Source organism: Pseudomonas fildesensis (assembly GCF_001050345.1).
GTDB lineage: Bacteria > Pseudomonadota > Gammaproteobacteria > Pseudomonadales > Pseudomonadaceae > Aquipseudomonas > Aquipseudomonas fildesensis.
In genome coordinates, this window is sequence record NZ_LFMW01000004.1 from 112679 (window position 1) to 137407 (window position 24729).

The window sequence follows — 24729 nt, forward strand, 5'->3', positions numbered from 1 at the left end:
ACAACAGCCTGCTCATAACAGAAGTTATGTGCTCATTCGATCAGGCTTCTACGCTCAGGCCAAATTCGGCGGAGGCATCCTGCAGCCACAACCACCAGTAATCCGAAAAGCTGCGACGAATCACCAGTTCCCAGGTGTCTTCAGCGGTATGGCGGATCACCAGCTGCGACTTGGCGAACACCGTGCCCACCGCCTTGCCCACCGGGAAGTTGTTGGGGTGCACGTCGTAGCTGGTGGACTTCATCAGCACTTCGCGCACGTTCGGGCCGCTCAGTTCAAGAATCTGCTGGCCGCCGCTGACGTTGACGATCTGGATATGCAATTCACCCAGTGCCTCACGCAGGCTTTTCTCGGCAGCGAATTCTTCGCCGCTTGGCACGATCAGTAGCCACTCATCCGGGCCGAGCCATTGCAGGCTGGTTTCGCCTTTGACGATGACGGTCAGGGCGCCGGGCAGCTCGATGCCCAAGGCCTTGTGCACGCCGGCTGCGAAGGCTGCATCGTGGCCATCACCACGAAGGGTCAGATGGCCGAGTAATTTCTTTTCACGCACGATCACGCCGGCGTTCTTGCGGCCCTTGCCCACCAGGCTGGCGAGGTCGGCATGGTGCAGCGACGACTCGGCCTTGGCGCCGGTGGTTGGGCGTTGCTGGTAAACATTGGCTGCTGTCATATAGCACCTGTCTGAATTCTGTTGTGCGACTACTGCCGTCATCGGGAGCAAGCCCCCTCCCACATTTTGGAATGCGTTCCCCTGTGGGAGGGGGCTTGCTCGCGATCCAGGCGACTCGGTCTATGGATCGTTCCCACGCTCTGCGTGGGAACGATCAGGTGTCAGATGTTCTGGCGTTCACCTTTCGGGTCAAAGAACACTGAGGACACAATCTCCGCCTCGATCACGCTGCCATCTGCCTGGGGCGAAAACACCCGTTCGCCAATGCGCTTCAAACCGCCCTTCACCACCGCCATCGCAAACGAATAGCCGAGGGAGTTGTGGGCATAACTTGAGGTGACGTGACCGACCATCTTCATCGGGATCGTCTGCTTCGGATCGAACACCAATTGCGCGCCTTCCGGCAGCCACACGTTCGGGTCGATCGGCTTCAGGCCCACCAGTTGCTTGCGCTCTTCACGCACGCAGTCTTCACGGTTCATCCCGCGCCAGCCGATCCACGAGAACGGTTTGGTACGGCCCACGCACCAGCCCATGTTCAGGTCGTCCGGGGTCATCGAGCCGTCAGTGTCCTGGCCGACGATGATGAAGCCCTTCTCGGCCCGCAGTACGTGCATGGTTTCAGTGCCGTACGGGGTCAGGTTGTATGGCTTGCCCGCCGCGACGATCTGTTCCAGCACGCCCATAGCGTAGTCGGCCTGTACGTTGATTTCGTACGACAGTTCCCCGGTAAACGAGATGCGGAACACCCGCGCCGGCACGCCGCCGACCAGGCCTTCTTTCCAGGTCATGAACGGGAAACCGTCCTTGTCCAGGTCGATGTCGGTGACTTGCGCCAGCAGCTTGCGGCTGTTGGGGCCAGACAGGGTCATGGTCGCCCAGTGGTCGGTGACCGAGGTGAAGTACACCTTGAGGTCCGGCCATTCGGTCTGTTGATAGATTTCCAGCCACTGCAATACGCGGGCGGCACCGCCGGTGGTGGTGGTCATCAGGAAGTGGTTGTCGGCGAGGCAGGCGGTCACGCCGTCGTCGAAGACCATGCCGTCTTCCTTGCACATCAGGCCGTAGCGCGCCTTGCCCACGTCGAGCTTGGTCCAGGCGTTGCTGTAGATGCGGTTGAGGAACTCGCGGGCATCCGGGCCCTGGATGTCGATCTTGCCGAGGGTCGAGGCGTCCAGCAGGCCGACGCTGTCGCGCACGGCCAGGCATTCGCGTTTGACGGCGGCGTGCAGGTCTTCACCGTTGCGCGGGAAGTACCACGGGCGTTTCCACTGGCCGACGTCTTCAAACTCGGCGCCGTTCTTGACGTGCCAGGCGTGCAGCGCGGTGTAGCGCACCGGTTCGAAGATATGCCCACAGTGCCGGCCCGCAACGGCGCCGAAGGTCACCGGCGTGTAGTTGGGACGGAACATGGTGGTGCCCATCTGCGGGATGGTCACGTTCAGCGAGCGCGCGGCAATGGCCAAGCCGTTGACGTTACCCAGCTTGCCCTGATCGGTGCCAAAGCCCAGCGCGGTGTAGCGTTTGACGTGCTCGACCGACTCGAAACCTTCGCGGGTGGCGAGTTCGATGGCGGCGGCAGTGACATCGTTTTGCAGGTCGACAAACTGCTTCGGCGCCCGTGCGGTAGCTTTCTCATGCGGTACCTGGAACAGCGCCAGCGTCGGCTCTTCCAGACGGCTCAAGGCTTTTGGCAGCGTGCCTTCCACCGGCGCAAAACCGGCTTCGCTGGCGGCGCGCACGCCCCCTTCAAAACCGTCCGCCAGGGAATCACCCAGGCCGTAGACGCCGTTGATGCCACCGACGCACACGCGCTTCTGTGGTGCTTCGCCCGGTACAAAACCGAGGATGTCTTCACGCCAGGTCGGCTTGCCGCCCAAGTGCGAAGCCAGGTGCACCACCGGGCTGTAACCACCGGAGCTGGCGACCAGGTCGCAGTCCAGCCATTCGCCGGGGCTGGTGACTGTGTGCGCTTTGACATCGATGGCAGCAACGCGGGCGCCGCTCACGTGTTTGCTGCCACGCGCTTCGATCACAGCGCTGCCGGTGAGGATACGAATGCCTTTGGCGCGGGCTTCTTCCACCAGCGCGCCACGTGGGTTGTGGCGAGCATCAGCCACGGCCACAACGGTCAGGCCGGCGTCGAACCAGTCCAGCGCAACACGGTAGGCGTGGTCGTTGTTGGTCGACAGCACCAGCTTTTTACCCGGCGCCACGCCATAGCGGCGCACATAAGTCGAGACCGCACCGGCGAGCATGTTGCCCGGCACGTCGTTGTTGCCGTACACCAGCGGACGTTCGCACGCACCGGTCGCCAGCACCACGCGCTTGGCCCGTACACGGTGAATACGCTGGCGCACCACGCCAATCGGCGCACGGTCGCCGAGGTGATCGGTGAGGCGCTCGTGAATGGTCAGGAAGTTATGGTCGTGGTAGCCGTTGACCGTGGCGCGCGGCAGCAGCACCACTTCCGGCAGCGCTTTCAGTTCGGCGATGACGCTGGCAACCCACTCAGCAGCCGGCTTGCCGTCGAGGCTTTCGCGGGAGTCGAGCAGCGTGCCGCCAAACTCTTCCTGCTCATCGGCGATGATCACGCGGGCACCGCTGCGCGCGGCGGCCAGTGCAGCGGCCAGGCCGGCAGGGCCCGCGCCGACGATCAGCACGTCGCAGTGACGGTTGAAGTTGTCATAGGTGTCCGGGTCGTTCTCGGTCGGCGAGCGGCCAAGGCCGGCCGCCTTGCGGATGTACTTCTCGTAAGTCATCCAGAACGATTGCGGGTACATGAAGGTTTTGTAGTAGAAACCCGGCGGCATCAGCTTGCCGCCGACCTTGCCGAGGATGCCCATCATGTCGTTGTTGACGCTCGGCCAGCCGTTGGTGCTGGTGGCGACCAAACCCTGGTACAACGCCTGTTGCGTGGCGCGCACGTTGGGAATCTGGGTGGCTTCGGTGGCGCCGATCTGCAGCACCGCGTTTGGCTCCTCGCAGCCTGCAGCAAAGATGCCGCGTGGGCGCGAGTACTTGAAGCTGCGACCGATGATATCGACACCGTTGGCCAGCAGTGCAGCGGCCAGGGTGTCGCCTTCATAGCCTTTGTAGCTCTGGCCGTTGAAGCTGAACGTCAGGACTTTATTACGGTCGATCCGGCCACCGTTGGACAGGCGATTGATCTGGCTCATACCTTCTCTCCAGAAGCCTTGGCGGTGAATTGCGGCTTGGTGCCTATCGTGTAGGTTTCAAGAATTTCGTAGGTCAGCGTGTCGCGGGTCGCGTTGAAGTACTGGCGGCAACCGGCGGCGTGAATCCACAGCTCGTGGTGCAGGCCACGGGGGTTGTCGCGAAAGAACATGTAGTCGCCCCACTGCTCGTCGGTGCAGGCATTCGGGTCCAGCGGGCGCGGGATGTGCGCTTGGCCGGACGCGTGGAATTCCTCTTCGGAGCGCAGTTCGCCACAGTGAGGACAGAAGATATGCAACATAGGGAATTTCTCCTGTTAGTGGGCGACGGCCGCAGCGCCGTGTTCGTCGATCAGCGCACCGTTGTGGAAACGGTCGATGGAAAAAGGTGCCGCCAATGGGTGCATTTCACCTTTGGCGAGGCTGGCGGCAAATACGTTGCCTGAGCCCGGAGTGGCCTTGAAGCCACCGGTGCCCCAACCGCAGTTGAAAAACATGTTCGGTACCGGAGTCTTGGAGATGATCGGGCAGGCGTCCGGCGTGGTGTCGACGATGCCGCCCCACTGGCGGTTCATGCGCACGCGCGACAGCACCGGGAACATCTCGACGATGGCCTGGATGGTGTGTTCGATCACCGGGTACGAACCGCGCTGGCCGTAGCCGTTGTAGCCGTCGATACCGGCGCCGATCACCAGGTCGCCCTTGTCGGACTGGCTGATGTAACCGTGCACGGCGTTGGACATGATCACGCTGTCGATAATCGGCTTGATCGGCTCCGACACCAACGCTTGCAGCGGGTGGGATTCGATCGGCAGGCGGAACCCGGCGAGCGAGGCCATGTGCCCGGAGTTACCGGCCGTGACCACACCGACGCGCTTGGCACCGATAAAACCCTTGTTGGTTTCCACGCCGATGCACACGCCATTTTCCTTGCGAAAACCGATCACTTCGGTCTGCTGGATCAAGTCCACGCCCAAGGCGTCGGCGGCGCGGGCAAAGCCCCAGGCCACGGCATCGTGACGGGCCACGCCGCCGCGACGTTGCACGGTGGCGCCGAGTACCGGGTAGCGGGTGTTTTTCGAGCAGTCGAGGTACGGAATCTCATCGGCCACTTGCTTGGCATTCAGCAACTCGCCGTCGACGCCATTGAGGCGGTTGGCGCTGACGCGGCGCTCGGAATCACGGATGTCTTGCAGGGTGTGGCACAGGTTGTAGACACCGCGCTGGGAGAACATCACGTTGTAGTTCAGGTCCTGGGACAGGCCTTCCCACAGTTTCATCGCGTGCTCATACAGGTGCGCCGACTCGTCCCACAGGTAGTTGGACCGCACGATGGTGGTGTTGCGCGCGGTGTTACCGCCGCCCAGCCAGCCTTTCTCGACCACGGCCACGTTGGTGATGCCGTGCTCCTTGGCCAGGTAGTAGGCGGTCGCCAGACCATGCCCGCCGCCGCCGACGATGACCACGTCGTAGACCTTTTTAGGGGTCGGCGTGCGCCACATTTTCTGCCAGTTTTCGTGGTGGCTGAGTGAGTGCTTGAAGAGGCCGAAGCCTGAGTAGCGTTGCATAGTCATTACTCCAAAACCGCGCTCAGCGATAAACCGGGAAATCAGCGCACAGGGCAGACACGTGCTTGGCCACATTGGCCTCGACATCGGCATCGCCGAGGTTATCGAGGATGTCGCAGATCCAGCCAGCCAGTTCGATGCATTGCGGCACTTTGAAACCGCGCGTGGTCACCGCCGGCGTGCCGATGCGCAGGCCCGAGGTCACGAACGGCGACTGCGGGTCATTCGGCACGGCGTTCTTGTTGACGGTGATGTGGGCGCGACCGAGGGCGGCGTCCGCCTCTTTGCCGGTGAGGCCCTGACGGATCAGGCTGACCAGGAACAGGTGGTTGTCGGTGCCGCCGGACACTACATCGTAGCCGCGTTTGATAAATACGCTGGCCATGGCCTGGGCGTTGTCGATCACTTGCTGCTGATAGACCTTGAAGCCCGGCTCCTGCGCTTCCTTGAAGCACACGGCCTTGCCGGCGATGACGTGCATCAGCGGGCCGCCCTGGGCGCCAGGGAACACGGCGGAGTTGAGTTTTTTCTCAATTTCTTCGTTGGACTTGGCCAGGATCAACCCGCCACGCGGACCGCGCAGGGTCTTGTGGGTGGTGGTGGTGACCACGTCGGCGTAGGGCAGCGGGTTCGGGTACAAACCGGCGGCAACCAGGCCGGCGACGTGAGCCATATCGACGAACAGCAGCGCGCCGACCTTATCGGCGATCTGACGGAAGCGTGGGAAATCCAGGGTTTTGGAGTAAGCAGAGAAACCAGCAACGACCATCTTCGGCTTGTGCTCGACGGCCAGGCGCTCGACTTCGTCGTAGTCGATCAGGCCGGTGTCGGTGTTGATGCCGTACTGCACGGCGTTGTACAGCTTGCCCGAGGACGACACCTTGGCGCCGTGGGTCAGGTGGCCGCCATGGGCCAGGCTCATGCCGAGGATGGTGTCACCCGCATTAATCAGCGCCAGGTACACCGCGCTGTTGGCGGATGAGCCGGAGTGCGGCTGCACGTTGGCGTAATCGGCGCCGAACAACTGCTTGGCACGCTCGATGGCCAGGGCTTCGACCTTGTCCACGTGCTCGCAGCCGCCGTAGTAGCGTTTGCCTGGGTAGCCTTCGGCGTATTTGTTGGTGAGGCCGCTGCCCTGGGCTTCCATCACGCGCTTGCTGGTGTAGTTTTCCGACGCGATCAGCTCGATATGATCTTCCTGACGCTGCTCCTCGGCATTCATCGCCGCCAGCAGTGCATCGTCATAACCCTGGATCTGGTCTGTCTTGCTGAACATCGCGTCTCTCCCAGCCTTTCGTATTGTTGAGGCCCGCGCACGGCGGCATAGCCCTTTGATGCGATGGTAGGGCTGGCGCAGGCAGGTCAAATGCCTACGGACGCCACGCAAAGGTGCGTTTACGACATTGCTCTAACAACACAGAACAAATGTGGGAGGGGTTAGGCGATGAACTTGCGAAGGAGTAGCAGCAGCAGGAAATGCACGGGATAGAGCGCATACGCCCAGCGGCGCATGGGCGGTGGCGAGGTGTTTTGGGCGTGTCGTAACATGACCAGTCCGATCAATGGCGCGATCAGGCAGGTGGCCAACCCGAGCATCGCGACAGGGCTGCCGCTATTGAGCAGAACCTGCCATTGATTGGCAGCCACACACACCACCCCCGGCAACACGCTGAAATACCATGGCCGGCTAAACACCAGCAGCATCGCCAGCGGCAGCAATACACCGAAAAAACCGAACATCAGCTGCGTCGAGAATACAGCGGCAATCGCGAGGGCAATAATCGCCAATCCTCGATCAACAAGCGCCTTCTGCTGCCATCCTCGGGCAACCAGCAGGCCCAGCGCCAACGTCGGCAGTACGTTCAACGTATCGGCATCGTCGATAAACATCCGGTACGGCACTTCACTGATCACACTGAACAGCAGCAACCAGCCCAAATAACGCCATTGGCCGGTCACCGGCGCATCCTTGACCCGATGCAGGTTGGCCGCGATCGCCAGGCAAAACCACGGGAACGCCAGGCGCCCCGGCACATACAGGCCATCCAGGCTCAAGCCGACATAACGCAGGTGGTCCAGCACCATGCTCAACAGCGCCAGCCACTTGAGCAAATCCAGAGCGCCATCGCGGACGCGTCCGACAGGCAACGTTTGAGTACCGTGCATAATTCCCCAGTGACTTTGCATTTACAGTGCGTGCGCACCCCGGACAATCTTGGTTACAGTGCGCACCAACATCGACCACAGGAATGGGCCATGACCGACAAGAGCCAACAATTCGCCAGCGATAACTATTCCGGCATCTGCCCGGAAGCCTGGGCCGCCATGGAACAAGCCAACCACGGCCATCAACGTGCCTACGGCGATGATGAATGGACCCACCGCGCCGCCGACGGTTTCCGCAATCTGTTCGAAACCGACTGCGAAGTGTTCTTCGCCTTCAACGGCACCGCCGCCAACTCCCTGGCGTTGTCCTCGCTGTGCCAGAGCTACCATAGCGTGATTTGCTCGGAAACCGCCCACGTCGAAACCGACGAATGCGGCGCGCCGGAGTTTTTCTCCAACGGCTCCAAGCTGCTCACCGCCCGCACCGAAAACGGCAAACTGACCCCGGAGTCGATCCGCGAGATCGCGCTCAAGCGCCAGGACATCCACTACCCCAAGCCGCGCGTCGTGACCCTGACCCAGGCCACCGAAGTGGGCAGCGTCTACACCCCGGAAGAAATCCGCGCGATCAGCGCCACCTGCAAAGAGCTCGGCCTGAACCTGCACATGGACGGCGCGCGCTTCTCCAACGCCTGCGCCTTCCTCGGCTGCTCCCCTGCCGACCTGACCTGGAAAGCCGGTGTGGACGTGCTGTGCTTCGGCGGTACGAAAAACGGCATGGCCGTGGGCGAAGCGATCCTGTTCTTCAACCACAAGCTGGCGGAAGACTTCGACTATCGCTGCAAACAGGCCGGCCAACTCGCCTCGAAAATGCGCTTTCTCTCCGCCCCCTGGGTGGGCCTGCTGGAAAACGACGCCTGGCTCAAGCACGCACGTCACGCCAACCATTGCGCACAGCTGCTCAGCAGCCTGGTGGCGGACATTCCCGGCGTGGAGTTGATGTTCCCGGTACAGGCCAACGGCGTGTTCCTACAGCTCTCGGAACCGGCCATCGCCGCACTGACGGCCAAGGGCTGGCGCTTCTACACCTTCATCGGCAAAGGCGGCGCGCGGTTCATGTGTGCGTGGGATACGGATGAAGAGCGGGTAAGAGAATTAGCCGCGGATATTCGGACAGTGATGAGCGCCTGAACCTGGCGAGTACTGGCGGAATGCCGAGACTGTTTTTTGATATTTCTGACAGCAGCGCACTGCGCTTTCCTTGACTAGCCTCTTGGAACCCGAAAGGAAAAGGCCGCTGCAGAGGCCCCCTTTCGGGAACAACTGCCTGCCGAATGTTCGGCCGGAAACGGAAATCCAGCAGAGGGCTAGACCATGGAATATAAAAGCTACGGCAACAACCTGCAAAGCGAAGGCACTGACGCTACTACGGTCATTGACTGGAATGAGTTCAGGAAATTCGCAAAAGTCGGCGACACCATCAAAGAGCCATCGAGAACGTTGAAGATCTACGATAAAGCCTATGAACTGACAGCATCAGGCCAGCACTTCGTCGTCCATATCTACGCCCAGTAACCGTTAACGCTTAAGGCCCGCGCCGGAGCCTCATGACCTCCGACGCGCAGCTGGCCTCTGATCGCTCCCCCGCTCTGCGTGGGAACGCTCAGGTGAACGGGTTAGAACTCGATGCGAACATCCCCCTTAGGCACACTGCAGCACGACAGGATGTAGCCCTCGGCTTCGTCTTCCTCGGTGATCCCGCCGTTGTGGTCCATCTCGACCTCCCCGCCCAGCTTCATCACCTTGCATGTCCCGCAGATTCCCATGCCGCAAGCTTTCGGGATCAACAGCCCAAGCTTGGCCGCCGCCGCATGGACGGTTTCACCCGGCGCGACGCGAATGCTTTTGCCCGAGGCAATGAATTCCACTTGGTGCAGGTCCGCCAGGTCGATTTCCGGTGCGTCGGCGGCTTGTTCGGCTTGCTCGACCGCATCGGCACGGGCTTCCGGCGGCGTGGCGCCGAAGGATTCTTCGTGATAACGCGTCATGTCGAAGCCGGCAGCTTCCAGCAGGCGCTTCACCGCGTTCATGTACGGCGTGGGGCCGCAGCAAAACACTTCGCGCTCCAGGAAGTCCGGCACCATCAGTTCAAGCATCTTGTGGTTCAGGTAGCCGCGATACCCGGCCCAAGGCTCGCCCAGGCCGTGTTTCTCGCAGATCAGGTGCAGGCTGAAGTTGTCGATCCGCGACGCCATGTGCTCCAGCTCGCGGTGGTAGATGATGTCTTTCGGCGAGCGGGCGCTGTGGATAAAGGTCATGTCGACGTTGGCGTTGGTGTCGTAATACCAGCGCGCCATGGACATCACCGGCGTGATGCCGACGCCGCCACTGAGGTACAGCACCTTCGGGTTGCTGAAGTCGATGGCGTTGAACAGCCCGACCGGCCCGTGCACCGCCAGCTCCTGGCCTTCATGCAGGGTGTCATGCAGCCAGTTGGAGACCTTGCCGCCCGGCACGCGCTTGATCGTCACCGAGAAGCTGTAAGGCACCGACGGCGAACTGGAAATGGTGTAGGAGCGCATGATCGGCTGGCCGTCGATTTCCAGCTCCAGGGTGACGAACTGCCCTGGCTTGAAAAAGAACAGGATCGGCTGGTCAGCCATGAAACAGAAGGTGCGCACATCCCAGGTTTCCTGGATGACTTTGACGCAACGGACGATGTGCCGACCATTGGCCCAGGTCTGGGTCGTTACCGGATTCAGGAAGCTGTTGGACATGCTGTTCTCCACCGCCGATATTCGGCCTTATGGTGGCGATTCTGCGTAACGCGCGAACCACCCATTTACCTATCTGCGACATTCACATACTTATCGCGACCAGCCCCCATACCACGGGGGTTGCGCGTCGGGATCAGAGTGGGCCATGTCGCTAATGGACAAGGTTGCGGGCAGCGCCGGGCCCACACTCGCTGCACATAACGACGCTTTCTTTACGCCTTGCACAGCAATAACCGTAGCCACTTTTCGCCGGCCACACAGAATGGCCATGAGGACACACACGATGGACGTCACCGCAACCTTAAGCTTGGGCGATCCGCTGGAACCCGCACGCAAGGCCACCGCGCAAATGCTGCAAGAGCGCGAGCGCACCTTTTCGCTGCCGCAGCCGTTCTACTCTGATGAGCGGTTGTTTGATATCGACATGCAGGAGATCTTCCAGAAAGAGTGGTTGATCGCCGGCATGACCTGCGAAATCCCCACCAAGGGCAATTACCTGACCCTGCAGATCGGCAAGAACCCGATCATCGTGATCCGTGGCGCCGAAGGCGTGGTGCATGCCTTCCACAACGTCTGCCGCCACCGCGGCTCGCGCTTGTGCACCAGCGACAAGGGCAAGGTCGCCAAGCTGGTCTGCCATTACCACCAGTGGACCTACGAACTCGACGGGCGCCTGTTGTTCGCCGGCACCGAGATGGGCGCCGACTTCGACATGAAGCAATACGGCCTCAAGCCGGTGAACGTGAAGACCGCCGGCGGCTATATCTTCATCAGCCTGGCCGAGAACCCGCCGGCCATTGATGACTTCCTGTCGACGCTGAACCACTACATGGAACCGTACGACATGGAGAACACCAAGGTGGCGATTACCACCACCTTGTTCGAAAAGGCCAACTGGAAGCTGGTGCTGGAAAACAACCGCGAGTGCTACCACTGCAACGCGTCGCACCCCGAGTTGCTGAAAACCCTGCTGGAATGGGACGACGTCACCGACCCGCGTGCCGACCAGGCCTTCAAGGACCACGTCGCCGCGTCGGCCGCCGCGTGGGATGCCGAGAAGATCCCTTACGCCCACGCCAGCTTCGGCCTGCGTAACCGCATCGTGCGCATGCCGCTGCTCAAGGGCACCGTGTCGATGACCCTCGACGGCAAGCAGGGCTGCAAGAAGTTGATGGGCCGCATTCAGAACCCGGACCTTGGCTCGATGCGTATCCTGCACCTGCCACACTCGTGGAACCACTGCATGGGCGACCACATCATCGTGTTCACCGTGTGGCCGATCAGTGCCCAGGAAACCATGGTCACCACTAAGTGGATCGTGCACAAGGACGCGGTGGAAGGCGTGGATTACGACGTGGACCGCATGCGCCAGGTCTGGGACGCCACCAACGACCAGGACCGTCGCCTGGCCGAAGAGAACCAGCGCGGGATTAACTCCACCGCCTACCAGCCAGGGCCGTACTCCCAGACCTATGAGTTTGGTGTGGTGAATTTCGTGGATTGGTACAGCGAACGCCTGTTGAATAACCTGGGGGCGGCGCCCGCGCCGTATCTCAAAGGCGTTGCCGCCCACGAATAACCCCCCACCCCCTGCAGGAGCCGGCTCCTGCAGGGTGGTGGTGTATGAAATTTAACCATCAATATCACAAGCCGCAGCCCAGTAGCGTCTCGCCCATCCGCCAACAACTTATCCACAGGTCCACCCACAGCAATTGTGGGCAACTGCGTTGCTTGCTCGAAATTAAATGAAGAAAATCCGTGACTTATTCAGGCTGTACGAATTTGCGCACAACTGATCATTTTTTGATCACAGCTACGCAAGCCACGTATTACGTGACCTGTAGCGGTACGCAAACACCTTATCCACAGAAACACCAACAGAGTTTGTGGGCAACTTTGCTCCGGCTGTGGAAAACCGCTTCTCGATGCCATAAATACGGCGCCCCAAAGGTTTTCAGCCTCAAAAACGCATTATTGATCGAATTTTAATCAACCTTACCAACCCCACGTATTCCGTGGCCTGCAGTCGATAGCGAACATCTTATCCACAGAACCGCCAACAGACTTTGGGGGCAAGTCAACGGTAGCCTCAAGCCTTATCCACATGAAAACTCTCGTAAAAACCGCGACTTAGCCTGGTTGTTTTTCGTACAGCAGGCTACAGCCCCTTAATTACGTGCCCTGTGGACAACCGCAAACACCTTATCCACAGCCAGGCTCACAGCGATTGTGGGTAAAACCACCGCTTGGTGGTTCGTTGTACAAAAAATACTCATCGTTAAAGTTCATCTACACTCACCCGTGCAGTTACATCCATTGGCCTGGGTAAATGCAGAAGTCCTTGGCGCGACACAGAGAGGTAGACCAGTGATGTGGCAGGGCACGCCCAGCCATCACTGCGCCAAAGGTTTTACGCTGATTGAATTACTACTGACGCTGGCCTTGCTGGCCACGCTTTCGACAGTTGCTTATCCGCTGACGGCGTTGATGGGTAAACGCGACCGGGAACTCGACTTGCAACGTTCGTTGCGGGAAATACGGCGCGCGATCGATTCCTACAAAGAGGCCGCCGACGACGGCCGTATCGAAAAGAGCATCAGCGACAGTGGTTATCCGCCCACCTTGCAAGTATTGGTTGAGGGCGTGACGGATAAAACCAACTTGCAAGGCAACACACTCTATTTTCTGCGACGTATTCCTCGCGACCCTGTCTGCGAGTGCCCTGAACGTGCGCCCGCAGAAACCTGGCAACTGCGCAGTTACAAGAGCACAGCCGAGAACCCACAAGAGGGAGAAGATGTATTTGACGTTTCATCCCGAAACACCCGGGAGAGTTTGAATGGAACGTTATACAGCCAGTGGTAATCGGGGGTTTACCCTGATCGAATTGCTGGTGGTCATGGCGATCATCGCCACCCTCATGACCCTGGTCACGCCCCAGTATTTTCGCCAGCACGCCAAGGCCCAGGAAACCGTGCTGCGCCATAACCTGTCGTCCATCCGCCAGGCCCTCGACCAATACCGCGAAGACCACGGCGGCAACCCCGACTCCCTGCAAGCCCTGGTGGAGCGTCGCTACTTGCGTGAAGTCCCCCTGGACCCACTGACCGGCAAGCGCGACACCTGGCAACTGCAACCCTCCGACGAACAAGGCCTGGGCGATGTGCGCAGCGGTGCACCCGGCACTGCGAAAGACGGGAGCGCCTATGCGGATTGGTAAGCAGCGCCAGCGCGGCTCGGTGTTCATGGGCATGTTGGTGACGGTGGCCGTGGTGGCGGTGATGCTGATGGAAGTGGGCACCCTGTGGTCCAGCGTGCTGCAGCGCGAGCGCGAGTTGGAATTGCTCGCCCGCGGCAATGAAATCCGTCGGGCGATTGGCCTGTACTACAAGGCCGGCAATACCTTTCCGAAATCCCTCGAAGACCTGGTGCTCGACCGTCGCCAACCGACCGTCAAACGCTACCTGCGCAGGGTTTACCGCGACCCGCTGACCGGCAGCACCGAGTGGGGCGTGGTAGCGGGCCCGGGTGAAACCATCATGGGTGTGTTCAGCCAGGCCAAGGGCACACCGTTCAAGCACGGCAACTTTTCAGCCAACAACCATAGCTTCACAGGACAAGGCAGTTATCAAGGGTGGGTGTTTCTGTATGGCCCTGGGCAGAGTAACCCTTCAACCCGCGTCACCCCTATGGGAGTTCAGTTGACGCCAACGCACTTAACACACTGATCGTTCCAGCAGTTCGGAACTTGTTTATCTGAATTGAAGGTGGACTAGAGCATGAATAAGTACACGAAACGACTTTTCAAATGGACGATGGCGGCCGTATGTCTGGCGCCGGCCTTAAGTTGGGCACACGGGGCACTGGATAGCCCGCCCGCCCGCGCGGTGAACTGCCAGGTGACGGGAGGATACTGGCAAGCAGAAGATGGCTCCGCAATCGTCGACAAAGGCTGTCGAGAGTCGGCCAAAATATTCAATACACCTGCTGAGAAAGCATTTGCCGCCCAACAATGGAATGAGGTGGCGCACATTCCACATATCGAACATCCGACACTGGATCAGATCAAGGGCATCATCAAAGATGGCAAGATATGCGCTGCAGGTGATCCGAAAAAAGCCAGCCTGGATCAGCCAACACCTTACTGGACGAAGACTGATGTGACACCAGGGCAATCATTGACGATGCGCTTAATTGGTACTGCGCCCCATGTGCCAAGCACGTTCTATGCGTTTATGACCAGGCCTGGATTTAACAGCGCCACTGATATGTTGAAATGGAACGACCTGGAACAGCTGGGACAATCCGAAAGATTTACCGTAGCGAGCACAGACCCCAAACCGCCTGCCCTCATACCGGCCCAAGGCTTTTTTTTGATCACTCGCTCCATCCCCAGCAGCGCTTCGGGCGACGGCCTGATAGTAGGCATCTGGGTGAGAGACGACCCCAATGGTGAGTTCTTCATTTCATGCTCGGATGTGAGATTCCAAAGGGGCGGAGTACCAGACCCTCTTAACAATATTGGTCCATTTATTGGTGGCGATATGCTAGCCGTCAAGCCAGGCGAATCCGTGCATTTCCGAATCTTTGGGGACGATGGGGCGCAAAAAGAGCTGGTAGATATCACACAAAAGATCAGCACTGCCAATTTGGCGCCAGGCAAATGGGGTAAAGAAATAGCCGATCAGGTCAACGCTTCTATCGCCAGAATTGGTGAGTTGGAAGGTCAGACTGTCAAGTTCAACCAGGAAACACCGCTGATCAACTCGACCTATGCCACTAACAAAAGTTACACCCAGGCAATGTCGATTATTCCAGACGGGGGCCCGGGCCCTGTTAATCCGGCGCCGCCCGTGGCACGGATTACGGGTCCCACATCATTGAAGTCGGGGCAAGCTTTTACGTTCAGTGGCACGGGATCGTCTGGAAGTAACGGACAGTTGCTCTATCAATGGGCGGTCTCCGGGATGACGGGGGCACAAAACGGCAGCACCGTTAGCGGCAAAGCCTATACCGTCACTGAGCCAACCACATTCAAAGTAAGGCTGAATGTTTACGATCAGAAAAACAAGAAAACCAGCCAAGCCGAGCAAGACTTTACCGTGACACCTCCCAGTGGTGGTGGTGATTACCCTGCGTATAAAGAAGGCACCGCCTATAAAGACGGCGATATCGTGACCAACAACGGCAACAACTATAAATGCAAACCCCACCCTTACACCGCTTGGTGTGCGGGAGTGAGATGGGCTTATGAGCCGGGTTCGGGTACTGCCTGGAAAGAGGCCTGGGACCCCGTTCCGTAGTGAGTGACTGTTAGACAAGATGACGCCGCACTGATGTGCGGCGTTTTTTTCACTATTCGATTGAGCACTCAAGCCAAGAGCAAAACGTTATATCGACAGCCCTGTTCCTATAGCGACGAACGCTATAGTTAAAGCGCGCTTAGTGCGTTGAAGGGTCTAAATCTTCAACCGTCGAGCAAGAAAAATGTGATCGAAGTTCTACCGGCGGTGCCCGTCAAAAATACGGGCCGGGAGAGTTACACACAACCGCCTTACCTTGGCACTCCCAACAGGGTATCTCCATGCGCGCATCCCCACTTATCCACACCCCTCAACGCGGCTTCACTTTGCTGGAGCTGCTGGTTGTCCTGCTGATCATCGCCCTGCTCGCCGGTTACGTCGGGCCGAAGATGTTTGACCGCCTGGAAATGGCCAAGGTGCAAACCGCCAAGGGCCAGATGAAGTCCCTGGGCGATGCCTTGAACCAGTACCGCCTGGACAACGGCCATTACCCCGCCGAAACCCTCGGCCTGGGCGCCCTGACCGAACGCCCCGCCAGTGAACCCAACTGGCACGGCCCGTACCTGCCCAAGGCCGCGCCGCCAGACCCGTGGAACAAGCCTTACGAATACAAAAACCCCGGCACGCCGCCCAACGAGATAGACCTCATCTCCCTGGGACGTGACGGCAAGGCCGGCGGTGAAGGCACCAACGCCGACATCGTGTTCGGCCTGTGACGCGGCCATGTACCGGCTGCCCATCGCCCTCATCGTGCTGTGCCTCACGGGCACCGCCCAAGCCAACTGCTGGCAGTTGGCAGCCAGCCGGTATCACGTCGACCCACTTTTGCTGTACGCCATCGCCAAGGTCGAATCCGGCCTCAACCCCACTGCCCGCAATATCAATAGCGACGGCAGCCAGGACATTGGCTTGATGCAAATCAACAGCCGTCATTTGCCCGCGCTGGCCCGGTTTGGCATCACCGAACAGCACCTGATCACTCAGCCCTGTACCAGCGTGATGGTAGGCGCGTGGATCCTCGCCGGTTTTATCCGCGAGCAAGGTTATGGCTGGCATGCCGTCGGCGCCTATAACGCCGGGGCCAAACCGGATCGACAAGCACGGCGCTCGCGTTACGCGCTGGCGGTGTGGCGCTATTACGGTGAGTTGCAGCAGCAACGCCAGCAACTGACAAGGCAAACGCCATGATCGACATAGACGCCCGCATCATCCGCGACGGCCATTTGCACACCTTGCGCCTGCAAGCCGTCGACATGGCCCACGCGCGCCAGCAACTGCTAGCCGACGGCGCACAAGTGATCTCGCTCAAAGCACGGCGCCAACTGAAATTGCCCAGCCGGCGGGCAACATTCGCCCTGGGCCTGTTTATCCAGGAACTGGTGGTGCTGCTGGACGCCGGCCTGGTGCTGGTCGAAGCGGTGGAAACCCTGCGAGACAAGGCGCCGCCAGGCATCAACCGGCAGGTGATGAGCGATTTGCTGGCGTCGATGTATGAGGGCAACTCACTGTCCAAGGCGATGCAACTCAAACCGCAAACCTTTCCTGCGCTGTTGATCGCCACCGTGGCGTCCTCGGAACACAGCGGCCAATTGGCCGTGGCCCTGCGCCGCTACCACCATTTTGAAGCGCACCTGGAAACTGTCAAAAAGCGCGTCAGCGGCGCCCTGATGTACCCCTTGGTGGTGCTGAGCGTGGGCGCGTTGATCCTGTTGTTCCTGCTGTTTTTCGTGATCCCGCGCTTCGCCTCGGTGTTCGACGCCGTGGCCGACCTGCCCGCCACCGCGCGCTTCATGGTGTGGTGGGGCGCGCTGGTGGAGACGCGCGGCATGGAGCTGCTGCTGGGCCTGGTGGTGGTAATTACGGGGTGGGTGCTGTTGTTTCGCAGCGCCGCGTTCAAGCGCCGCGCCGCCAACCTGTTCTGGAAAATCCCCAGCCTGGGCGCCCAGCGCACGCTGTTTATCCTCGCGCGCTTTTACCGCACCGCCGGCATGTTGCTGATGGGCGGGATGCCAGTGGTCACCGCCGTGGAAATGTCTGGCGCGCTGCTACCCGCCGAGCGGCAGGGTGCCCTGCGCCAGGCCTTGACCGACATCCAGTCCGGCCAACCGCTGTCCACCTCACTCGCGCGCCATCAACTGACCACCGCCGTCGCCGAACGGCTGTTGCGGGTGGGTGAGCAAAGCGGCGAACTGGCAGCCATGTGCGAACGCATTGCACAGTTTCACGATGAAGCGCTGGAGCGCGCCATCGAGCTGTTCAGCAAGGTCTTCGAGCCGCTGCTGATGCTGGTGGTCGGCGGGCTGATCGGCTTGATCGTGTTCATGTTGTACATGCCGATTTTCGAACTGGCCGGTTCCATTCAGGGGTAACGCGATGAGCGAGCAGACACGGCAATGGCAGGCGCTGGCAACGCAACGGGGCATGACCCTGTCGGCCTACTTGCTGGAGGTTCTGGATAAAGCCCCCGACCAGCTAAACACCATCGCCCAACCCTTGGGCCTGCTCGCCATCGCCCCTGAACACCTCGGCGAACACTGGCGCTTCGACCTGTTGGCATTACCCCAGGCCTTGATCCACAACGTGCTGCCGGTGGATTACCTGGGCCAACCGTGCCTGGTACTCGCAGACCCGTTCACGCTGACCAGCCGGCACTGGCTGCAGTCCTCCAAGACCTTGCGTCGACTGCCCCTGGCCATGAGCCTGCCTGGCGCGGTGAGGGCCCAATTGACCCTCGCCGAAGCCAGCCAGCGGGTCATGCAGCCTTTCGGTGAGGACGACGAAAACGCCCGGGTCGGCCAAGCGGCCCAGGAAATTTCCCTGAGCAGCATCGCCCGCGACGACAACCCGGTGGTGCGCCTGGTCAACTCCATGCTCTTCGACGCCCTGCAAAGTCGCGCCAGTGATATCCACGTGGAAACCACGCCCCAGGGTCTGGTGATCAAGTACCGCATCGACGGCGTATTGCAGCAGATGGGCCAGGCCAGCGGCGTAGACATGGCCGAGCAGGCGCTGTCGCGGATCAAGGTGTTGTCGGAGCTGGATATCGGCGAGCGGCGCGTGCCCCAGGACGGGCGCTTCAAGATGAGAATCCAGGGCCGCGAGGTGGATTTTCGAGTATCGATCATGCCAAGCATCCACGGCGAAGATGCGGTGCTGCGGATTCTCGACAAGTCGCAACGCGGCGAATCCCTGAGCCTTGCAAACCTCGGCCTGGCCGCCGACACCATCGCCCGCATCCGTGTGTTGGCCAGCGAGCCCTATGGCATGTTGCTGGTGACGGGGCCGACCGGCAGCGGTAAGTCCACCACGTTGTATGCCGCCCTGTCGGAGACCAATACCGGCGAAAAAAAGATCATCACCATCGAAGACCCGGTGGAATACGAGCTGCCCGGCGTGCTGCAAATTCCGGTGAATGACAAGAAGGGCCTGACGTTTGCCCGTGGCCTGCGCTCGATCCTGCGGCATGACCCGGACACGATTCTGGTGGGGGAAATTCGCGACGGCGAAACGGCGGGGATTGCAGTGCAGGCGGCACTGACCGGGCACTTGGTGATGTCGTCGGTGCATGCCAACAGCGCGTTCAGTGTGCTGGAGCGTTTTACCTACATGGACGTGGACCCGGCCAGTTTTGTCGAAGCCCTCAACGGCGTGGTCGCCCAGCGCCTGGTGCGGCGGATCTGCCCGGAGTGCGCCGTGGATGCCGAACCCGACCCGGACATCGCCCGGCTTGCCCAACTGCCCGACAGCCAACTCCAACAAGGCCATTACCGCCAAGGCAAAGGCTGCGAGGCCTGCCGCCACACCGGCTACCACGGCCGGCTCGCCCTGGCGGAAGTGCTGACCCTGACCGACAGCATCAAGGAGGGCCTGCTCAACCGCAGCTCGGCCTCCACCCTGCGCGAACTCGCACGCGAGGCCGGCCACGTGTTCATCCGCGATATCGCCCTGGCCCACGCGGCCCAGGGCGACACCACGCTCAAGGAGATCCACCGTGTCATTTCCCTTTATTGAGCACGTGGTGTGGCTGCAGAGTGCCGGCGCCGACTGGGCCGCGCGCCCGCGCTGGCGTGGCGCCCCGGTCTGGCGCGCGCAGCACCACGGCGAGCCACTGGGCGCCTGCGCCGAATTGCTGGAACAGGCTCCTCGGGGCCGCGTAAGGTTCCTGGACCGGGCCACGGTGCTGTTGGGATTCCCCCATGTGCACTACCTGATGTTGCCGTGGCAAACCGGCCTGTGCAGCGCGGACGACTGGCAAGGATTCGCCGAGGCGACGTTCAGCCAGCAAGCGAGCATCGACGCCGAGCAGTGGCAAATACAGGTCGCCAACAGCACCTTCGGCCACGCACGCCTGGCGGTGGCGACCCCACGGGATTTGCTGCGAGACCTGCGCGACCTGTTCAAGCTGCACCGCTTGCCCCTGGTGACGTGTACGCCATTGCTGACGGCAGTAGCGCAGCAATACTGGCGGCAGTTGCCCGACGACTGCGTACTGGCGTTGCCTGAAACCGAGGGCCTGAGTTGCCTGTACCTGCAACAGGGCGTGGCCGATCAAGTGTGCGTGCTGCAAACCCAACCTGGCAGTGCCTTGAACGACAACCTGTTCACCGCAGACCTGCTGGTGGAGCGGCATGCGCCCAACACCCGAGTCGTCGCCAATAGCCCTGCTGGACATTGGCTGGGGCCACTGCATCCGTGGCTGCAAGAGCCGTCACTATGATTGCCCGCCTGAAATCTCGCCTCGCCAGCAGCTGGCAATACGCGCGCACGCCGCGTGCACCGAGCATCGACTTCCAGCACCCCGGCGCCACCTCCCGCGCCCTGTTGTTCGTGTTGTGGCTGGTAGCCGCCGTGCTGATCGTCAACACGTGGCAGCACTGGCAACGCATGGAGCAACAGCAACAACAGACCGATGAACGAGAGCAACACTTCATCCAGCTGACCCGCCAGCAGGAGCTGTTGATCCAGGCTGCCATTCGCCTGTCACCCCGGCAAAAACAACAGGTAGCGGCCTTCGCCCAACAGTCCGCGACGCCCTTCGCGCTGATGGATGCCGTGGCCCAGGCCTGGTCCCGGGAAATCGCCCTGACACGCGTGGAGGTCAACACCCAGGCCCAACAGGTGCACCTGGATCTGGAAGCCAAGGGGCTGGTGGACGCCTTTCGGTTTGTCGAACGGCTCAAGGCGCAGCCAGGGGTACACGTGAACCTGCAACAAAGTGCCCGCAAGACCAACGACCCACAGCACCCGGTGCAGGTCAAACTCGTGATTGGCGCAGGGTAGCCGCCCATGGACGCACTCACTCTCTACCTGCCGCGCCTGCGTTGGCACTTGCTGCAATGGCAGCAACGCCTGGGCTTCTGGGGCCTGCTGGCGCTGGGCGTGATAGCGACGGCACTGGTGATCGAAGCCGCAGTCATTCACCCGGCAGGTATCACCGACAGACAGCGGCGCCAGGAACTCGAGGCGGGTATCGCCGAACAGCCCCAGCAGGTCCAGGTCACCGAACCGGCGGTGGTCGAACAATTACCCACCGCAGCCGACTTTGCCCCCCGCCTGGAACAACTGCTGGGCATCCTCACGCGACGCGGTTTTATCATCGAACAGACCACCCTGGCCTACTCGGCGCCCGGCGACACCGGGCTGCAACGCCTGGACGTCGACATCCCGCTCACCGGCCCCTACCTGCTGTTGCGCGAAACCTTGTCGGACGTCGCGAAAGAAACGGCAGTGCGCATCGAAAGCGTGACCCTGGAGCGCAAGGAAATCACCAGCGGCCTGCTGAGCATCGGCCTCAAGGTGAGTGTGCTGGGGGTGGTGGAATGACGCTGCCATTCTATTTGCGCGGGCTGCTATTGCTGACCTTGATCGGCTGCGGCTGGCTGTTATGGCAGGACACTTCGGACGACCTCGACAGCGCGCCAACGGCTGTAGTCGCCAGGCCGACTGAGCCCGCAGCGCCCCCCTCGCCCGTCGCAGCCACGGCCAGCGTGGTCGACCTGTTCCCCGCCCAGACCTGGACGCCAGCGCCGCCCCCTACACCGGTCGACACTTCGCCGCCCAAACCACCGCCGTTGCCCTTCACCGTGAGCGCGCAGTGGCGCTTTGAGAACCAATCGAAAATCGTCGTGCTGCACGGCAATGGCAACCAGTACACCCTGTGCAACCGCTGCTCGATACCGGGGCGCATCGTGCCGGGCAAGATGCTCGACGCGCATTACCGGCTGGACAAACTCACCGACACCACCGTGGTACTGACCTACATGCCGCTCAAGCATGCCAGCACCTTGCGGCTCGACACTCACTGACCGGGGAAGACACGATCATGGCGATACGTCCGTTAATTCCCCTGAGCCTCATGCTGATGCTGCTGGGTGGCTGCGAAACCCAACGCGCGATCAAACAAAGCGACGAGCTGCGCCAACAGGGCGACCTCGTGCGCTCGGTCGAAGTGCTGCAAGCCGAAGCCCGGGAAGACCCCGACGACGTGCAGCTGCGCACGGCCCAATTCAGTCGGCTGGAATTGCTGGTCGCCCACTACAGCCGTGAGGCAAGCACAGCGTTGATGCGTGGCGATGACGCGGCCGCCATCCACGCACTGCAAACCATCCTCAAGTACGACCCCAGCAACCTCGGCGCGCGTCAGGAAATCCAGAGCATCCAGGCGATGAAACAACTGCGCCCGCAGTTGGAACGGGCCTTTGCGATGCAGAAATCCAACCCGGTGGAGGCGCTGAACCTGGTGCGCCAGGTCATTGCGCAAAAGCCCAACTACCGTGCGGCCCTCGATTTGCGCAACGCCCTCACCCGCCAACTGGTGAGCGCCGATTACCTCAGCCCCGACCTCAGCGAAGCGATGCGCAAACCGGTCAGCCTGGAGTTCAGCGCGCAAAGCCTAAGCACGATTTTCGAGACCATTGCACGGTTGTCCGGGGTAAATTTTGTCATCGACAAAGACGTCAATCCCAGCGCCTCCGCCAGCATGACCGCGAGCAAAACCACCGCAGAGGACGCGCTCAACTTGCTGCTGGTAACTCAGCAATTGCAGAAGAAAGTGCTCAACACCAACACCATTCTCGTGTACCCCTCACGCCCGGACAAAGAGCGCGAATACCGCGAGCTGGCGGTGCGCACGTTCTACCTCAGCCATGGCGACCCCAAGGTCGTCGGCGCGGAGATCAAGCAGATCCTCAAGCCCAAGGAAGTGCTGGTGGACGAGCGTCTGAATGCGGTGATCGTGCGTGACGGCCTGGACACCCTGAGCGCCGTGGAAAAACTGGTGGAAGCCATTGATATCGCGCAGTCGGAAGTGACCATCGACATTCAGGTGCTGGAAGTCAGCCTGGCGGACGAGTTGAACCTGGGTATCCAGTACCCGGAGAGCATCGGTTTGTCGGTGGGTAACCTGGCCAACGTTCCGGCCGGGTTGGCGGGCATTCCGATCAGCGCGTTGCGCGGGATCAACGGCGACAACATCTTGCTGGACGCCGGCAGCACCTCGGCGCGCATCAATATGCTGCAACGCAGCGGCAACACCGTGACCCTGGCCAACCCCAGGGTACGCGTACGCAACCGCGAAGAGGCCCAAGTGAATATCGGCGACAAAATCCCCGTGGTCACCACGACTACCGCCAACCAGATCACCACCTCATCGGTGTCTTACCAGGACGTCGGGCTGCAGATCACCGTCAAGCCGAACATCAGCCTGAGCGATGAAGTGAACCTGGAGTTGAACGTGGAAATGAGCCATATCACCAAGCGCATTCCCGGCTCGGAAAATATACCGGCCACCTTCGAACTGGGCTCACGCGCGACCAAAACCCTGCTGACCGCGCGCAACAATGAAACCCAGATCGTCTCGGGGCTGATCCGCACGGCAGATGTCGATGAGGGCTCAGGCCTGCCGTGGTTGAGCCAGATCCCGTGGATTGGCAAGAAGCTATTTGGCACCAACCAGAATAACCGGCAGAAAACCGAGATCATCCTGCTGCTGACACCCAGGATCGAACGCAACCTGGACCTGCCGATTTCCCAGATCAGCACCTTCCACAGCGGCACCGAGGCACGCAGCTCGACCGAGGGCATGATCCTGCGCGATACCACCAGCAATATGGTGCTCAAGTCCACGCGGGGCGATGACGCTGCCGCCGCGTTGCCGCCGCCGATGCAACAGCCCGATGCAACCTGGCAACCATTGCCGCCACCGTTGCCGGATTTGGTGCCCAAGCCTGAGCCGATACCGGCACCGGCACTGCCTTAATTTCACGAACTGATGGAGATCAAAATGTGGGAGGGGCGGTGCGACGATTCGACTTGCTCCCTCCCACATCTGTTTTGCAGTGTTTGTGGGTCAGCGGACTACGCCTTCTTCAATCAGCAACTTGAGAATCGCCTGTGCACCTTCTTCGGCGCTCACACCCTTAAGCACTTGCCCACCGCCACCGCTGGCCTTGGCCGTGGCGGCTTTCATGCGGTCGGCGCCGCTCTTGGCCTTGATCACCTTGAGGCGCTTGGGCCGTGGCTTGGCCGGTTTGAGCACCGCGCCGGTGAATAACTCGTCTTCTTCAACCTCGACTTCATGGGCCGCCAACTCGCCACGCTGCGCCGGGCCATAGGCACTTTGCCGAGGCTTGGGTGCGGCGTTATCCACCGTCGCCAAAAACGGCAGACGCACCTTCAAGCGCCGCCGTTGACCGCGCGGCAAGGCTTGCAGCACATGGGCCACGCCACCCTCGATGGACTCCACTTGCGCCAGCCCGACGATCAGCGGCCAGCCCAGTTGCTCGGCCAACAGGAACGGCAACATGCCCGAGCCTTCGCCGGTTTCTGCCTGGCTGCCGGTGAGCACCACGTGGGCGCCGGCTTCGCGCAGATAGTCGCTGAGCACCGGCAGGGCATCGGCGCCGGCCGGTTGTTCGAGCACATGCAACTGCGGCAAACCCATGCCCAGGTAGCTGCGCAGGGTCGGTTCGGCGATGTTGCCGGCGTGCAGCACCTGCAACGTGTCCCCGGCCATTTGCAGGCCCAACTCGACCGCGCGTGCATCCTGTTCGGCGCGGCGTGGGCGACCGGAAGTCGGGTGAGCACCGATGGACACCAGGCTGATTACATTCGTCGTCATGGCCATAT

Annotated in this window: 24 protein-coding genes; 16 read left to right on the forward strand and 8 right to left on the reverse strand. The window is 60.9% G+C overall.

Going from position 1 to position 24729, the window contains the following annotated elements; genetic code table 11:
• Positions 1 to 40: 40 nt before the first annotated feature.
• The 6 genes from ACR52_RS06925 to ACR52_RS06950 form a co-directional block, all read right to left on the reverse strand.
• Complete coding sequence (locus ACR52_RS06925) at positions 41 to 673, reverse strand: sarcosine oxidase subunit gamma (protein ID WP_048722236.1); 633 nt, start codon at positions 671 to 673, stop codon at positions 41 to 43.
• Between the two features lie 161 nt (positions 674 to 834).
• The gene (locus tag ACR52_RS06930) at positions 835 to 3852 is read right to left on the reverse strand and encodes a sarcosine oxidase subunit alpha (protein WP_048722238.1); all 3018 of its coding nucleotides are present in this window, start codon (positions 3850 to 3852) and stop codon (positions 835 to 837) included.
• Positions 3849 to 4151 (reverse strand): sarcosine oxidase subunit delta, encoded by a 303-nt coding sequence (locus ACR52_RS06935; protein WP_048722240.1) that lies wholly within the window; start codon positions 4149 to 4151, stop codon positions 3849 to 3851. Before ACR52_RS06935 ends, ACR52_RS06930 begins: the two co-directional genes overlap by 4 nt.
• 15 nt (positions 4152 to 4166) lie before the next feature.
• Positions 4167 to 5417 carry a sarcosine oxidase subunit beta gene (locus ACR52_RS06940; protein ID WP_010207084.1) on the reverse strand — a complete coding sequence of 417 codons (1251 nt, stop codon included), beginning with the start codon at positions 5415 to 5417 and terminating at the stop codon, positions 4167 to 4169.
• Positions 5418 to 5439: 22 nt separating this feature from the next.
• Positions 5440 to 6693: a serine hydroxymethyltransferase gene (gene glyA, locus ACR52_RS06945; RefSeq protein WP_048722244.1), complete on the reverse strand. Its 1254-nt coding sequence runs from the start codon at positions 6691 to 6693 to the stop codon at positions 5440 to 5442.
• Between the two features lie 161 nt (positions 6694 to 6854).
• Entirely contained in the window at positions 6855 to 7583 is a 729-nt protein-coding gene (locus ACR52_RS06950) for a TraX family protein (RefSeq protein ID WP_048722248.1), read from the reverse strand.
• 90 nt (positions 7584 to 7673) lie between these two features.
• On the opposite strand from ACR52_RS06950, the gene ACR52_RS06955 reads away from it, so the two are divergent.
• Both ACR52_RS06955 and ACR52_RS06960 read left to right on the forward strand, forming a co-directional pair.
• Entirely contained in the window at positions 7674 to 8714 is a 1041-nt protein-coding gene (locus ACR52_RS06955) for a threonine aldolase family protein (RefSeq protein ID WP_048722251.1), read from the forward strand.
• A 183-nt stretch (positions 8715 to 8897) separates the two neighbouring features.
• A complete protein-coding gene (locus ACR52_RS06960) occupies positions 8898 to 9098 on the forward strand; it encodes a hypothetical protein (RefSeq protein ID WP_048722254.1) in 201 nt (66 codons plus the stop codon).
• Between the two features lie 101 nt (positions 9099 to 9199).
• Here the strand turns inward: ACR52_RS06960 and gbcB are convergent, their stop codons facing one another.
• Positions 9200 to 10300 (reverse strand): glycine-betaine demethylase subunit GbcB, encoded by a 1101-nt coding sequence (gene gbcB / locus ACR52_RS06965; RefSeq protein ID WP_048722255.1) that lies wholly within the window; start codon positions 10298 to 10300, stop codon positions 9200 to 9202.
• 283 nt (positions 10301 to 10583) lie between these two features.
• Here gbcB and gbcA point away from each other — a divergent pair, with 283 nt between their 5' ends.
• From gbcA to ACR52_RS07035, 14 genes are all read left to right on the forward strand, one after another.
• Positions 10584 to 11879 (forward strand): glycine-betaine demethylase subunit GbcA, encoded by a 1296-nt coding sequence (gene gbcA, locus ACR52_RS06970; RefSeq protein WP_048722256.1) that lies wholly within the window; start codon positions 10584 to 10586, stop codon positions 11877 to 11879.
• 791 nt (positions 11880 to 12670) lie between these two features.
• The gene (locus tag ACR52_RS06975; RefSeq protein WP_048722258.1) at positions 12671 to 13165 is read left to right on the forward strand and encodes a type II secretion system protein; all 495 of its coding nucleotides are present in this window, start codon (positions 12671 to 12673) and stop codon (positions 13163 to 13165) included.
• Positions 13140 to 13520, forward strand: a complete 381-nt coding sequence (locus tag ACR52_RS06980; RefSeq protein WP_048722260.1) for a type II secretion system protein — start codon at positions 13140 to 13142, stop codon at positions 13518 to 13520. The genes ACR52_RS06975 and ACR52_RS06980 overlap by 26 nt, the downstream gene beginning before the upstream one ends.
• Entirely contained in the window at positions 13507 to 14028 is a 522-nt protein-coding gene (locus ACR52_RS06985) for a type II secretion system protein (RefSeq protein ID WP_173439200.1), read from the forward strand. The genes ACR52_RS06980 and ACR52_RS06985 overlap by 14 nt, the downstream gene beginning before the upstream one ends.
• Positions 14029 to 14079: 51 nt before the next feature.
• Positions 14080 to 15603, forward strand: a complete 1524-nt coding sequence (locus tag ACR52_RS06990) for a lytic polysaccharide monooxygenase (protein ID WP_048722263.1) — start codon at positions 14080 to 14082, stop codon at positions 15601 to 15603.
• Positions 15604 to 15884: 281 nt separating this feature from the next.
• The gene (gspG, locus tag ACR52_RS06995; protein WP_048722266.1) at positions 15885 to 16319 is read left to right on the forward strand and encodes a type II secretion system major pseudopilin GspG; all 435 of its coding nucleotides are present in this window, start codon (positions 15885 to 15887) and stop codon (positions 16317 to 16319) included.
• A 7-nt stretch (positions 16320 to 16326) separates the two neighbouring features.
• Complete coding sequence (locus ACR52_RS07000; RefSeq protein WP_048722268.1) at positions 16327 to 16791, forward strand: transglycosylase SLT domain-containing protein; 465 nt, start codon at positions 16327 to 16329, stop codon at positions 16789 to 16791.
• Positions 16788 to 17972, forward strand: coding sequence for a type II secretion system F family protein (locus ACR52_RS07005; RefSeq protein ID WP_048722269.1), 1185 nt, complete (start codon positions 16788 to 16790; stop codon positions 17970 to 17972). Before ACR52_RS07000 ends, ACR52_RS07005 begins: the two co-directional genes overlap by 4 nt.
• Before the next feature lie 4 nt (positions 17973 to 17976).
• Positions 17977 to 19614 carry a GspE/PulE family protein gene (locus tag ACR52_RS07010; protein WP_048722271.1) on the forward strand — a complete coding sequence of 546 codons (1638 nt, stop codon included), beginning with the start codon at positions 17977 to 17979 and terminating at the stop codon, positions 19612 to 19614.
• Entirely contained in the window at positions 19595 to 20320 is a 726-nt protein-coding gene (locus ACR52_RS07015) for a hypothetical protein (RefSeq protein WP_236692120.1), read from the forward strand. The genes ACR52_RS07010 and ACR52_RS07015 overlap by 20 nt, the downstream gene beginning before the upstream one ends.
• Complete coding sequence (locus ACR52_RS07020) at positions 20317 to 20883, forward strand: hypothetical protein (RefSeq protein WP_048722286.1); 567 nt, start codon at positions 20317 to 20319, stop codon at positions 20881 to 20883. The genes ACR52_RS07015 and ACR52_RS07020 overlap by 4 nt, the downstream gene beginning before the upstream one ends.
• Positions 20884 to 20889: 6 nt before the next feature.
• Positions 20890 to 21426 carry a hypothetical protein gene (locus ACR52_RS07025; RefSeq protein ID WP_048722289.1) on the forward strand — a complete coding sequence of 179 codons (537 nt, stop codon included), beginning with the start codon at positions 20890 to 20892 and terminating at the stop codon, positions 21424 to 21426.
• Entirely contained in the window at positions 21423 to 21908 is a 486-nt protein-coding gene (locus ACR52_RS07030) for a hypothetical protein (RefSeq protein ID WP_048722290.1), read from the forward strand. The genes ACR52_RS07025 and ACR52_RS07030 overlap by 4 nt, the downstream gene beginning before the upstream one ends.
• 17 nt (positions 21909 to 21925) lie before the next feature.
• Complete coding sequence (locus ACR52_RS07035; RefSeq protein WP_048722293.1) at positions 21926 to 23860, forward strand: secretin N-terminal domain-containing protein; 1935 nt, start codon at positions 21926 to 21928, stop codon at positions 23858 to 23860.
• 90 nt (positions 23861 to 23950) lie between these two features.
• Here the strand turns inward: ACR52_RS07035 and etfB are convergent, their stop codons facing one another.
• On the reverse strand, positions 23951 to 24721 hold the full coding sequence (etfB, locus tag ACR52_RS07040; protein WP_048722296.1) for an electron transfer flavoprotein subunit beta: 771 nt from the start codon (positions 24719 to 24721) through the stop codon (positions 23951 to 23953).
• Between the last annotated feature and the right edge of the window lie 8 nt (positions 24722 to 24729).